Source organism: Lelliottia sp. RWM.1, from assembly GCF_016859735.1.
Taxonomy (GTDB): domain Bacteria; phylum Pseudomonadota; class Gammaproteobacteria; order Enterobacterales; family Enterobacteriaceae; genus Enterobacter.
In genome coordinates, this window is sequence record NZ_WLVC01000033.1 from 1 (window position 1) to 12474 (window position 12474).

A 12474-nucleotide genomic window follows, 5' to 3' on the forward strand; every position below is an offset into this window, starting at 1 on the left:
CTCATGATGTCCCTCTGGGATGCGCTCCGGATGAATATGATGATCTCATATCAGGAACTTGTTCGCACCTTCCCTAGTGTTCCTCCTTTTTTCTTGATAGCAGCCAGTATGTCCGCTCTATGCCAGTTCTCAGCACTGGCATTTTGCTCCTTTATCTGCGATCCTAATTGCTTATGAATACTCATAATGACCACTCATTACTAACATTAAGAATATGATTGATCATTAAAAGGAACTCGTCAATTAAAAATAAGGAACTAAATTCCTTTTTATGTGATAGGTCGCATATGACAGGCAAGAAAGAGAATCTCGTACAGTTCAGCGAAAGATTGAAATCACTAGTCCCTACAGGCAGCGGACGTGATTTCGCCAAAAAAGCTGGAATTGGGTACAGTACTGTACATAACTATCTTCAGGCAGTTTCAAGCCCTACACTGGAAAATCTCGTTCTACTGGCGAAGGCTGCTAATGTATCTGTCGAATGGCTGGCTACTGGCAAGGGGTTTGCTGAGCTGGTGAATGTAGCCCCGAACAATAGAGTACTGGAAGTACCTTTTATAAATAACGAGAATTGCCTTTTACTGGATTTGAGTATCTTTATCGATTTTCAAACAAAAGCGAAAGAGCTTGCAGCCCTTCGCGTTGATACTGACGTAATGCACCCAACGTTTTCACCAGGTAGTGTATTGCTCATAGACCAGAGCCAAAAGCAACTAAGAGAAGGGAAAGTGGTGGTACTGCACAAGGAAGGGAATTACTTGTACAAACGAATTCAGGTAGTTTCTGAAGGGTACTGTTTGGGCAGTGATAACAGCAAATACACTGCAATGTTCGTAAATGAGGAATCACTATCTTCTTTCGAAGTGCTTGGGGAAGTATTGGCAGTACTGAGCCATTTATAGTATCGAACTAATAGCCCATTTAAACGTCCTCAACACGTTTCTAAGGCGTTTTATACCTTTTGACGGAATGGTGATGGATTTAAGTCAAATGGCGTTCAGGGGCTTCCTGTGCGGGTTGGATTCAGTGGCGGGGCTGCGTGGCAACTCAGAAGACTTTGATTAATTACTTTGGTAGTACATGCAACACTGTTAGTTGTCTGAGCGATAGCGAGTAAAAGGCCTTGCGTTGTTTCGAGTAGTAGCGAGAAAAACGCAAAGTTACGATCTAATATTTGGTTTTTATAGAGACTAACGAGCAAAGCGAAGTTAGGCTCTCTAGAGACTGAATATCAGTAAGACACTTATACTTCAAAGTTATGGGTATGGGTTTATATTATATTAAGTTACGGTTATTCAGAAATAACCTCATATAGTGCATAAGTGGTTGACTTTACTACTATATATTGTACACACACTCACCACCACCCCATAGTAACCGTATTTTGACCATTTTCAATACGGTTATAGATATGGTTATTAATGAATTATAAATCAACCAGTTAAGGTCGATTGTTGTATTAGCGTGACTATAAAATACGGTTATCATCTCATTGTCACTATGAGATCTATAGCAGCCTGAGCATCTATCCCCGTATCAAGTAGGTCTTTAATTTCCTGTACTTGTTCGACTGTTAGTGGTTTCTTCTTCACATACTTTTTAAGACCATTCATAGTTGAACCATCACTCAATAACTTTTCAAAAGCTTGTGATACTAACATACAGATACGTTTATACTTCTCAATCGCAGATTCACTTGAAGGATAGGCTTGTCCTTTGTTCTGACGATATGCTTTCAAATGCTCGGCCACCATATACTTGCCAATTTCTGGAGCATTCTTAACGATATGGTATACATCTTCTTCTGGCACTCTGTTTTTACCAAGAAATTTACTTTCCTGTATTAACTTTCGCATCGCTTCTTTTGCTTCTTTGGAAAGTTTATATAGTGTGACGTTTTTCAATGCTGCCTGTACTTTTTTGTTGTTATGAATAGTTTCTTTTTTTGCCATGGTAAATACTCCTTTATCATGTACTAACAAGCCGTGTTAGTACTTCTTATAGTACTTTCCTAAAGTGAAAATACCAAACCCTACAATTTAGTTTAGAATTATATATTGATTGATACGATAGGTAAGTACTCAACTTTGCGTTATTGCCTTGCAAGTTTCTACAATTTTCACAGTACTACCAATTGCTTCTTTGAGTGTCTTACGTTTGTTTTTGTTTATTCATTACTTTATCCTTTGCTATACATTTCATTATTCTTAAATCACATGGTGGGGCTAGTTGGAGATAAGGGTTATACTCTTATTATATCCCACGATTGAGTTCCATCCCATTTCCTTTTAAAAAATTAGATGTCGCGGATAAAAGAGTAAGTAAGGAAAGAAAACCTTGCTTACTCTTGAAGTAATCAAATTTAAATACAATCGATCGCTTGTTTCATTTGCATTAATGGCTGTTTACTTCTGTATATCCTATCCGTCATTGTTTTATGAGCATGTCCCAGTATTGAGAACCTTACATGGTCTGGTACTTCATGAAGGTCTCGCAATCGATCAGACAAGCCATATCTATAGTCATGTGCTGTGTGCTTCATACCTGATTTTTTGAAAGCCGTACTAATAGCATTGCTGGCAGATGAATTATTAACCCAATGATATGTAGGTTTCTCTTCCCATATCCCTATCTTCAGAAGATTATCACTTAAAGGGATATCACGAATTGATTCGCTGTTCTTAACGGTTTTAGTACCAACATCATTAACACTAATGCATTTTATTATCTTTCCTTGATCTTCTTTCTCAATATAATCGTTTGAAGTGATCTGGATCGCCTCACCTATACGAACTCCTGTGTAATAAAGCAGATTTAGCAACCACCATAAGGTTCTAGAATCGGCAACATGCTGAGAAGCAATAATTTTTTGATGTTCCATTAATGAAACACCCGTTTTGATACTCACATTTTCAACATTCTTATAGTTCATCCCCAAAAAAGGATTCTTCTCAATGTAATCACGTTGCTTCATAGCGAAATTGAACATTGCAGAAACCTTAATGATGGCATCTTGTTTGGATCGAGGCGACTTACCCGAATCATCAAGAAACTTTTTATAAGTGCTCACAGTTTTCTTCGTAACTGAACCGACTGGTATATCTCCACACCATTCCAGAAAACTATTTACCGTTCTCTCATTGAGTACTTTGGTACTCTTCGCCCAATCAGCACCCATCTCTTCAAGCCACTCATTAATTACTGAAGATAGTAGCGGTGCTAAGTTAGTTTCTTGAGTTACTGGATACGTCAAGCCCTGACAAGCAGTAACAGCGGATAAAAATTCATCCTCTATTTGCTTATCTCTGGCCTTTAGAAGCGTTTCACGAATCAATAGTGGATTTGTATTCCCCATTAGCTGAGAGAGCCTTATAAAGGCTTCAGTGAGCTTTAAGGCACGATACTGAGCCACATTTCTGTCCTGGGTGCGTAGGCTAACCCGAAGAAGTTTCCCAGCTAATCGACGCTGCCACATGAAAGAGCGTTCAGAGGAAGCTGTCCTGTCTAAAAAACGCACATTTTGCTGTATAAAGATTGGATAAAGATCTGGTAAAGATTGCATGAAAACCCTCTTCAAATGAGAATGGTTCCCATCAATTCCCAAACACAACACTTATCGGTACTTAAGCGTCAAAATGTGACCTCTGGCAGATTTACATACTCTTACGCTATACTACCCGCTGAAATAATCAGCTCAACGCTACGAGCTGACGTTCTATGTGTTTTCACACAAATGTAATTAACTTCCCTTCCGAGGATCTGGCGTTAGGCCGGATAAACTATGTTAAACAGTATTTTAGTAATACTTTGCCTCATTGCCGTCAGTGCATTTTTCTCGATATCTGAGATCTCACTGGCCGCGTCCCGTAAAATTAAACTGAAGCTGCTTGCCGATGAAGGCAACATCAATGCATCCCGCATTCTGAAAATGCAGGAAAACCCAGGTATGTTCTTTACCGTGGTGCAAATTGGCCTGAACGCGGTCGCTATTTTGGGCGGTATCGTGGGTGATGCAGCATTTTCCCCGGCGTTTCATAGCCTCTTTATTCAATACATGTCCGCAGAACTGGCCGAGCAGTTGAGCTTTATTCTCTCCTTCTCACTGGTCACTGGCCTGTTTATTTTGTTCGCCGACCTGACCCCGAAACGCATCGGTATGATTGCGCCAGAAGCTGTTGCTTTGCGTATCATCAACCCGATGCGCTTCTGCCTGTTTGTGTTCCGCCCGCTGGTATGGTTCTTCAACGGACTGGCTAACGTGATATTCCGCATCTTTAAACTGCCGATGGTACGTAAAGATGACATCACCTCTGATGATATCTATGCCGTGGTGGAAGCTGGCGCACTGGCTGGCGTATTGCGTAAGCAAGAACATGAACTGATTGAGAACGTGTTTGAACTGGAATCCCGCACTGTGCCGTCATCCATGACCGGTCGCGAAAATATCATCTGGTTCGATCTGCACGAAGACGAACAGAGCCTGAAGAGCAAAGTGGCGGAACATCCGCACTCCAAGTTCCTGGTCTGCAATGAAGATATTGACCACATCATTGGCTACGTTGACTCTAAAGACCTGCTGAACCGCGTTCTGGCAAACCAAAGTCTGGCGCTGAACAGCGGAGTACAGATCCGCAATACACTGATTGTGCCGGACACTCTGACGCTCTCTGAAGCGCTGGAAAGTTTCAAAACCGCCGGTGAAGACTTTGCGGTTATCATGAACGAATACGCACTTGTTGTGGGTATTATTACCCTGAACGACGTGATGACCACGCTAATGGGTGACCTGGTAGGCCAGGGCCTGGAAGAACAAATTGTGCAGCGTGATGAGAACTCATGGCTTATCGATGGCGGGACACCGATTGAAGACGTGATGCGTGTGCTGGATATCGATGAATTCCCGCAGTCGGGTAACTACGAGACCATTGGCGGCTTTATGATGTTTATGCTGCGGAAAATCCCGAAACGTACCGACTCAGTGAAGTTCTCCGGCTACAAGTTTGAGGTGGTAGATATTGATAACTACCGTATAGATCAGCTGCTGGTGACGCGAATCGATAATAAACCGACGGTGCTGGTTCCGAAACTGCCAGATGCGGAAGAAAACGCGGCGGCGTAAGCCCTTATAAACATCAACGGCTCCCAATGGGAGCCGTTTTTTTATACTGCTTTAATTACTGCATAGCACGTTGGTTAAGCCATCTCAGTTTGCAGACGCAGAACCTGACGGTTGACTTCGGACATCACAGACAAATGCTGTTTGTCCTTCACTTTCGGGATAAGAATCTTACCTTTATCAAATTCGAAAGCGCCAACATCCTTGATATACAACCGTCCACGGAACAGGATCTTCACGTACTTCGCCACCTGAAGCGGGTTGTAGCGTTGGAAAATTTTCATTCTTGTATCTCCTGCGAATCATACGCTCTTGCGGTGCCACAATCGGCCCGACTGTCCTGAGCGCAAATTTTAGTGCTCAATGACTATAGACCAGAAAACCATTGATACCCAGTATGCATAAGTTTATTTACCTTTTGATTACAGTTATTCAGAATTTTCTTTGCACACCATTACTGAAGGCAGTATAAGCCGTCGTTTTTTCGTGGTTATGTGCGTTCACCCGCAAACTGGCATCGGGATTGCGGGAAAAGCCCATAGATCGCACTTATGCTTAAAGCCGTAAGACCAAGTGGTCTGATCACCTGCTAAAAATAAGGAAACACCATGACCCTACGTAACATCCTGGCCGCATCTTGCCTGCTGCTGCCCCTGATGGCTTGTGCACACAACTTTGAAAAAGGACAACGCGTGCCACCAGTCGGTATTGCTGACCGGGGAGAATTGATTCTCGACAATGATAAGTTTAGCTATAAACCCTGGAATAGCGCGCAGCTCACGGGCAAAGTGAGAGTTGTACAACATATTGCAGGGCGTACATCTGCAAAAGAGAAAAACGCCACCCTGGTTGAGGCGATCAAAGCAGCGCAGTTCCCTCACGATCGCTACCAGACCACCACCATTGTTAATACCGACGATGCAATCCCAGGCTCAGGCATGTTTGTTCGCAGCAGTCTTGAGAGTAATAAAAAGCTCTATCCGTGGTCGCAATTCATCGTCGACAGCGATGGTATCGCCCGCAAGACCTGGCAACTGGATGAAGAGAGTTCTGCAATCATCGTGCTGGATAAAGATGGCCGCGTGCAGTGGGCCAAAGATGGGGCATTAACTCAGGAAGAGGTACAGCAGGTTGTTGCCCTGCTGCACACGTTGCTGGCTCAGTAGATCGATACCCGGAAGCCGGGGTTTAAGAATGACTCGCGCGGGGTATAGTCCAGCGGCTTGCCCTGCCAGTCATGAACGTGCGCCCCGGCAGCGGCTGCGACCGCATGGCCTGCCGCCGTATCCCAGACGTTGGTAGGCCCAAAGCGTGGATAGAGCTGTGCGTGGCCTTCCGCGACCAGACAAAACTTAAGCGATGAGCCAATCGACGTGGTCTGGTGCTCACCCAGTTGTTGCAGGTATTCCTGCAATTCATTATCGCTGTGCGAACGACTGATCACCACCAGCGGCGGACGCGCATCACGTACCTGAATCTGCTTACGCACACCACACTCTTCTTTCCAGGCTTTACCTTCGGCTGCACTGTACATCACGTTCATCACCGGCGCGTATACCACGCCCAGCACCGCTTTTCCCTTCTCAATCAGCGCGATATTCACCGTGAACTCGCCGTTACGCTTGATGAACTCTTTGGTCCCATCCAGCGGGTCCACCAGCCAGTAACGCTGCCAGTGCTGGCGCTCTTCCCAGCCCTGAGGGGCTTCTTCCGACAGAACCGGAATATCGGGCGTCAGGGCCTGTAACCCCTTGAGAATAACCGCATGTGCCGCGATATCCGCCGCCGTAACAGGAGAGTTATCAGACTTGCTGACAACCTCCATCGGTTTCGATCCATCATACACTTGCATGATGGCCTCACCCGCATCCCGTGCGAGCTGACAAATCTTATCTAACATTTTCCACCTCTTCGTTAACGCAGTGGCTGTAACTATTTGTTTTATTTATATCGTAATCACTATCTGTGAGGCAATTCTGGTTTCATGGCGATTTTTTCTGGCAGCATTCACATTTCTGTAAGCAACAAAATATACATACATATTCTTTTGTGGCTTGGATCGAAAAAAGGACTCCTCTGATGATTAAGTTTAGCGCAACGCTCCTGGCGACGCTGGTTGCTGCAAGTGTACAAGCGGCGACAGTGGATCTTCGCATTCTGGAAACCACTGACCTGCATAGCAACATGATGGACTTCGATTACTACAAAGATAACCCAACAGAGAAATTCGGGCTGGTACGCACGGCAAGTTTGATTAACGCTGCTCGGGGTGAAGTGAAGAACAGCGTACTGGTGGATAACGGCGATTTAATTCAGGGTAGCCCGCTCGGTGACTACATGGCCGCGAAAGGGTTGCAAAAAGGTGAAATTCACCCGGTTTACAAGGCGATGAACACCCTGGATTATACCGTCGGCAACCTGGGAAACCACGAGTTTAACTACGGTCTGAACTATCTTCATAAGGCCCTGGCCGGGGCGAAATTTCCCTACGTTAACGCCAATATCATCGATGTTAAGACCCAAAAACCGCTCTTTACCCCATATTTAATTAAAGAGACTGACGTTCTCGATCAGGATGGTAAAAAACAGACGCTGAAAATCGGTTATATCGGTTTTGTGCCACCGCAGATCATGACGTGGGATAAAGCAAATCTCACCGGAAAAGTCACTGTTAACGACATCACCGAAACCGCACGCAAATATGTGCCAGAGATGCGCGAAAAAGGGGCGGACCTGGTCGTCGTCGTGGCGCACTCAGGTCTTTCAGCCGACCCATATCAAGCGATGGCAGAAAACTCCGTTTACTATCTGAGTGAAGTCCCCGGCGTTGATGCCATCCTGTTTGGCCACGCCCACGCGGTATTTCCGGGAAAAGACTTTGCCAGCATCAAAGGCGCGGATATCGACAAGGGGACGCTGAATGGCGTGCCATCAGTGATGCCGGGCATGTGGGGCGATCATCTTGGCGTGGTCGATCTGGTGCTCAATAACGATAGCGGTCAATGGCAGGTCACCCAGTCCAAAGCGGAAGCCCGTCCGATTTACGATGCGGTCGCTAAAAAGCCGCTGGCTGCCGAAGATAAAAAGCTGGTCGATGTGCTGAAGCACGACCATGACGCAACACGCGAGTTCGTCAGTAAACCTATCGGCAAATCCTCCGACAATATGTACAGCTTCCTGGCGCTGGTTCAGGACGATCCAACGGTTCAGGTTGTCAACCTGGCGCAAAAAGCCTACGCCGAACACTTTATCCAGGGCGATCCTGACCTGGCGAAACTGCCTGTGTTATCTGCTGCCGCACCGTTTAAGGTTGGCGGGCGCAAGAATGATCCATCCAGCTATACCGAGGTCGAAAAGGGCCAACTTACGTTCCGCAACGCTGCCGATCTCTATCTGTACCCGAACACCCTGGTGGTCGTAAAAGCAACGGGTAAAGAGGTCAAGGAGTGGCTGGAGTGTTCTGCCGGGCAGTTTAATCAGATCGATCCGAACAGCAGTAAACCGCAATCGCTGATCAACTGGGAGGGATTCCGTACCTATAATTTCGACGTCATCGACGGCGTGGATTATCAAATTGATGTTACCCAGCCTGCCAAATACGACGGCGAATGCCAGGCCATCAATCCGCAAGCTGAGCGTATCAAAGGCCTGAGCTTCAACGGAAAACCGGTTGATCCAGATGCAACGTTCCTGGTCGTCACCAATAACTACCGGGCCTACGGCGGCAAGTTTGCCGGAACCGGCGACAGCCATATTGCGTTTGCTTCACCGGATGAAAACCGTGCGGTTCTGGCGGCGTGGATCAGCGCCCGGACGAAAAAGGACGGAGAAATTCATCCTGCCGTGGATAAGAACTGGCGTCTGGCGCCGATCCAGAGTGAGACGACGCTGGATATCCGTTTCGAAACGTCACCGTCCGATAAGGCAGCAGCCTTTATCAAAGACAAGGCGCAGTACCCGATGCACAAAGTCGGTACAGATGATATTGGCTTTGCGATCTATCAGCTCGATCTGAGCAAGTAGCACACGGTGTGCCGGGGAGTCTTGGCGCTCACCCGGCACGTTACGCCGCACGATCGTCCCGATTAACCAACACCTTCGGCGTATTCACCTCAATCCAGTCCGCCAGGGCAGCAACTTTCTCACTCACCTCATCCCCCAGCGGCGTCAGGCTATACTCCACATGCGGGGGAACAACCGGATAAGAGACGCGGTCGATAAACCCGTCCTGCTCCAGCGCCTGTAACGATTGAGCCAGCATCTTCTCGCTGACCCCGCCCATTTTACGGCGCAGATCGCTGAAACGGTGTGTTCCCTGGCGCAACGCGACCAGGATCAATACCCCCCAGCGGCTGGTGACGTGTTTAAGCACTTCGCGAGAGGGACACTGCTCCGCAAACAGATTCCCGTCCCGCATTTGCTCGCTGAGTGTCGGAATAGACGTTTTCATACTTACCTTTTTGTACGTACTTACTAAAAGTTAGTTATGGTGATAGTGTGCCACAACACAAGACAAACACGAAGGAGATTCCTCATGATCGCAATCACCGGCGCTACTGGCCAGCTTGGCCATCTCGTTATTGAAAACCTGCGGAAAACCGTTCCGGCAAACCAGATTGTGGCCATTGTGCGTAACCCGGCAAAAGCCGACGCACTGAGCCAGCAAGGCATTGTCGTTCGCCAGGCCGATTACACCGACGAGGCTGCCTTCACTCAGGCGCTGAAAGGTGTGGATAAACTGCTGCTGATCTCGTCCAGCGAAGTCGGCCAACGCGCGGTACAGCATCAAAATGTCATTAATGCGGCCAAAGCGGCAGGCGTGAAATTCATCGCGTATACCAGCCTGCTTCATGCAGACCAATCACCGCTCGGCCTGCACGTTGAACACGTTGCCACCGAGAAAGCACTGGCCGGATCTGGCGTACCTTATGCCCTGCTGCGTAATGGCTGGTATACCGAAAACTATCTGGCAAGCGCACCGCCAGCCCTGGAACACGGCGTGTTTATCGGCGCTGCTGGGGAAGGCAAAATTGCATCAGCCCCCCGTGCCGACTATGCCGCAGCGGCAGCCAAAGTTGTTTCTGAAGAGGGACATGCAGGAAAGGTATATGAGCTGGCCGGTGATGCGGCATGGACATTAAGCCAACTGGCTGCGGAGCTGAGCAAACAGAGTGGTAAAAACGTGGTGTATCAGAACCTGAGTGAAGCCGATTTTGCCGCGGCACTGAAGGGGGTTGGCCTGCCTGCGGGTCTGGCTGATATGCTGGCAGACTCTGATACTGGCGCGTCTAAAGGAGGGTTGTTCGACGATAGCCATACGCTGAGCAAACTGATTGGTCGCCCAACGACGCCGCTCGCTGAGAGCGTCAAAGGTATCCTGTAGTTGTTACAAACTGGTTATTTTTTGTGGCATCCCCACGGGTCATCTCTGATAATGAAGAGATGACCCAAAAGGAGGCTCAACGTGCAAGGCGTACCTGAACAGTTCATTGATGAAAGAGACAGCGCCCGCTTTCGCCATCTGGCGCAGGTTCCGGGTGTTGAACTGTATCATGCACACATCTCACGTTACGCCTTTGAGCCTCACACTCATGAAGCCTTCGGCATCGGCGCGATTGAAGCCGGAGCCGAGCGTTTTCGCTACCGCGGCACGCAATACGTCGCCCCGGTGAATTCGGTTGTCACCATGAACCCGGACGAGCTTCACACCGGCGAAGCTGAAACCGCCGACGGCTGGCGCTACCGGATGGTGTATCTCGATCCTGATTTACTGGAAGAGGTCACTGGCCTTCGTCACTGGTGGTTTAGTGATGTCACGCGCCATGACCCACTGCGCTCGCAGCAGATCTGTCAGCTTATTTATGGCCTGTGGCATACGGATGATCCGCTGGCGCAAAAAGGGTTGCTGCTGGACTTAATCGAGACATTCCAACCGCTGGCGCACCATGCGCCCATGATTCGGGAAGGGGCACACCGTTTTGAACGAGCGAGGGAGTATCTGCACGACAACTATATGCACGCGCTCACACTGGATGAACTGGCAAACGTCGTGTCGTTGAGTCCATACCATTTCCAGCGCCAGTTCAAAGCGCATTTCCATGTCACGCCTCATCAAATGCTGATGGCAATCCGCCTCTGGCGTGCAAAGGCCTTCCTCACTCATGGTATGCCTGCGGCAGAAGTGGCCGCAGCAACCGGGCTAACCGATCAGTCGCATTTGACCCGGGCTTTCACCCGCCGCTACGGCATCACGCCCGTTCGCTACCAGAAACAGGTCGCCAGGCGCTAATGCGCAATCTCATACAATACGCGCACATTGCCTCTTCCTACACTGGCGGTATCTGAATGAGTGTGGACAGAAAAAATGATTAGCGGCGTGTTGTATGCCCTGCTTGCAGGTTTGATGTGGGGATTAATTTTTGTGGGTCCATTGATTGTGCCAGAGTACCCGGCCGTACTGCAGTCAATGGGCCGCTATCTGGCGCTGGGGCTGATCGCCCTTCCTCTTGCCTGGCTGGGTCGCAGACGTTTGCAACAGCTTAGCCGCCAGGACTGGATAACCGCTTTGGCATTAACCATGATGGGCAATCTCATCTATTACGTCTGCCTGGCAAGCGCCATTCAGCGTACAGGCGCTCCGGTTTCGACCATGATTATCGGCACATTGCCCGTCGTGATCCCGGTCTTTGCAAACCTGCTTTACAGCCACCGCGACGGCAAACTGGCATGGTCAAAAATGGCTCCGGCTCTGGTTTGTATTGCGGTGGGGCTGATTTGTGTCAATGTCGCGGAGCTCCGGAATGGGCAGGAAAACGTCAACTGGTGGCGCTACGGTTCTGGCATCTTGCTGGCGCTGATTTCAGTGGTGTGCTGGGCGTGGTATGCCCTGCGCAATGCCCGTTGGCTGCGGGAAAACCCGGACAAACACCCGATGATGTGGGCGACGGCACAGGCGCTGGTTACTCTGCCCGTGTCACTGCTTGGCTACGTGGCTGCCTGTGCATGGCTTGGGGCGCAACAGCCGGAATTTGCCTTACCCTTTGGGCCACGACCGTGGGTCTTTGTCGGCTTAATGGTTGCAATCGCGGTGCTCTGTTCCTGGGTTGGCGCGTTGTGCTGGAATATCGCCAGCCAGAAGCTGCCGACGGTGATCTTAGGGCCGCTGATTGTCTTTGAGACTCTGGCAGGTTTGCTCTATACATTCCTGATGCGCCAGAGCGTTCCGCCATTGTTAACGGCCTGCGGGATCGCATTGCTCGTGGTCGGGGTGGTGGTTGCGGTAAGAGCGAAGCCAGAAAAACCGACGGTTGTTCCGGCTTCGGAAGTGTGACTTTTTTGACGGGCGGTGGCTATGCCTT

At 48.6% G+C, this 12474-nt stretch carries 12 protein-coding genes; 7 read left to right on the plus strand and 5 right to left on the minus strand.

Annotation, left to right across the window (positions count from 1 at the left end):
* The first annotated feature begins 287 nt into the window (after window positions 1–287).
* The gene (locus tag GF617_RS19325) at window positions 288–902 is read left to right on the plus strand and encodes a LexA family transcriptional regulator (protein ID WP_203452289.1); all 615 of its coding nucleotides are present in this window, start codon (window positions 288–290) and stop codon (window positions 900–902) included.
* A gap of 582 nt (window positions 903–1484) precedes the next feature.
* Here the strand turns inward: GF617_RS19325 and GF617_RS19330 are convergent.
* Window positions 1485–1952: a hypothetical protein gene (locus GF617_RS19330; RefSeq protein WP_203452290.1), complete on the minus strand. Its 468-nt coding sequence runs from the start codon at window positions 1950–1952 to the stop codon at window positions 1485–1487.
* A gap of 410 nt (window positions 1953–2362) precedes the next feature.
* A complete protein-coding gene (locus GF617_RS19335) occupies window positions 2363–3562 on the minus strand; it encodes a phage integrase SAM-like domain-containing protein (protein WP_203452291.1) in 1200 nt (399 codons plus the stop codon).
* 219 nt (window positions 3563–3781) lie between these two features.
* Here GF617_RS19335 and GF617_RS19340 point away from each other — a divergent pair, with 219 nt between their 5' ends.
* Complete coding sequence (locus GF617_RS19340) at window positions 3782–5119, plus strand: hemolysin family protein (RefSeq protein WP_181621998.1); 1338 nt, start codon at window positions 3782–3784, stop codon at window positions 5117–5119.
* Between the two features lie 74 nt (window positions 5120–5193).
* Here GF617_RS19340 and GF617_RS19345 read toward each other — a convergent pair whose 3' ends face one another.
* Window positions 5194–5400: a DUF1107 domain-containing protein gene (locus tag GF617_RS19345; protein WP_004857160.1), complete on the minus strand. Its 207-nt coding sequence runs from the start codon at window positions 5398–5400 to the stop codon at window positions 5194–5196.
* Window positions 5401–5724: 324 nt separating this feature from the next.
* On the opposite strand from GF617_RS19345, the gene GF617_RS19350 reads away from it, so the two are divergent.
* Window positions 5725–6282 carry a YtfJ family protein gene (locus GF617_RS19350; protein WP_203452292.1) on the plus strand — a complete coding sequence of 186 codons (558 nt, stop codon included), beginning with the start codon at window positions 5725–5727 and terminating at the stop codon, window positions 6280–6282.
* On the opposite strand, the gene cysQ is transcribed toward GF617_RS19350, so the two are convergent.
* Entirely contained in the window at window positions 6276–7016 is a 741-nt protein-coding gene (gene cysQ / locus GF617_RS19355) for a 3'(2'),5'-bisphosphate nucleotidase CysQ (protein WP_181621996.1), read from the minus strand. The genes GF617_RS19350 and cysQ overlap by 7 nt on opposite strands.
* A 179-nt stretch (window positions 7017–7195) precedes the next feature.
* Between cysQ and GF617_RS19360 the strand changes: the two genes are divergently transcribed.
* On the plus strand, window positions 7196–9139 hold the full coding sequence (locus tag GF617_RS19360; protein WP_203452293.1) for a bifunctional 2',3'-cyclic-nucleotide 2'-phosphodiesterase/3'-nucleotidase: 1944 nt from the start codon (window positions 7196–7198) through the stop codon (window positions 9137–9139).
* 40 nt (window positions 9140–9179) lie between these two features.
* On the opposite strand, the gene GF617_RS19365 is transcribed toward GF617_RS19360, so the two are convergent.
* Entirely contained in the window at window positions 9180–9566 is a 387-nt protein-coding gene (locus tag GF617_RS19365; RefSeq protein ID WP_181621994.1) for a helix-turn-helix domain-containing protein, read from the minus strand.
* Window positions 9567–9650: 84 nt separating this feature from the next.
* Between GF617_RS19365 and GF617_RS19370 the strand changes: the two genes are divergently transcribed.
* The 3 genes from GF617_RS19370 to GF617_RS19380 all read left to right on the plus strand — a co-directional run bounded on the left by GF617_RS19370 (window position 9651) and on the right by GF617_RS19380 (window position 12446).
* Window positions 9651–10499 (plus strand): SDR family oxidoreductase, encoded by an 849-nt coding sequence (locus GF617_RS19370; protein WP_181621993.1) that lies wholly within the window; start codon window positions 9651–9653, stop codon window positions 10497–10499.
* Window positions 10500–10580: 81 nt separating this feature from the next.
* The gene (locus GF617_RS19375; RefSeq protein ID WP_181621992.1) at window positions 10581–11405 is read left to right on the plus strand and encodes an AraC family transcriptional regulator; all 825 of its coding nucleotides are present in this window, start codon (window positions 10581–10583) and stop codon (window positions 11403–11405) included.
* A gap of 75 nt (window positions 11406–11480) precedes the next feature.
* Window positions 11481–12446 (plus strand): DMT family transporter, encoded by a 966-nt coding sequence (locus GF617_RS19380; protein ID WP_181621991.1) that lies wholly within the window; start codon window positions 11481–11483, stop codon window positions 12444–12446.
* The last annotated feature ends 28 nt before the right edge of the window (window positions 12447–12474 follow it).

Coding starts and splice junctions, on each gene's coding strand:
- GF617_RS19325 (WP_203452289.1), top strand. CDS start 288: ATGACAGGCAAGAAAGAGAATCTCGTACAGTTCAGCGAAAGATTGAAA.
- GF617_RS19330 (WP_203452290.1), bottom strand. CDS start 1,952: ATGGCAAAAAAAGAAACTATTCATAACAACAAAAAAGTACAGGCAGCA.
- GF617_RS19335 (WP_203452291.1), bottom strand. CDS start 3,562: ATGCAATCTTTACCAGATCTTTATCCAATCTTTATACAGCAAAATGTG.
- GF617_RS19340 (WP_181621998.1), top strand. CDS start 3,782: ATGTTAAACAGTATTTTAGTAATACTTTGCCTCATTGCCGTCAGTGCA.
- GF617_RS19345 (WP_004857160.1), bottom strand. CDS start 5,400: ATGAAAATTTTCCAACGCTACAACCCGCTTCAGGTGGCGAAGTACGTG.
- GF617_RS19350 (WP_203452292.1), top strand. CDS start 5,725: ATGACCCTACGTAACATCCTGGCCGCATCTTGCCTGCTGCTGCCCCTG.
- cysQ (WP_181621996.1), bottom strand. CDS start 7,016: ATGTTAGATAAGATTTGTCAGCTCGCACGGGATGCGGGTGAGGCCATC.
- GF617_RS19360 (WP_203452293.1), top strand. CDS start 7,196: ATGATTAAGTTTAGCGCAACGCTCCTGGCGACGCTGGTTGCTGCAAGT.
- GF617_RS19365 (WP_181621994.1), bottom strand. CDS start 9,566: ATGAAAACGTCTATTCCGACACTCAGCGAGCAAATGCGGGACGGGAAT.
- GF617_RS19370 (WP_181621993.1), top strand. CDS start 9,651: ATGATCGCAATCACCGGCGCTACTGGCCAGCTTGGCCATCTCGTTATT.
- GF617_RS19380 (WP_181621991.1), top strand. CDS start 11,481: ATGATTAGCGGCGTGTTGTATGCCCTGCTTGCAGGTTTGATGTGGGGA.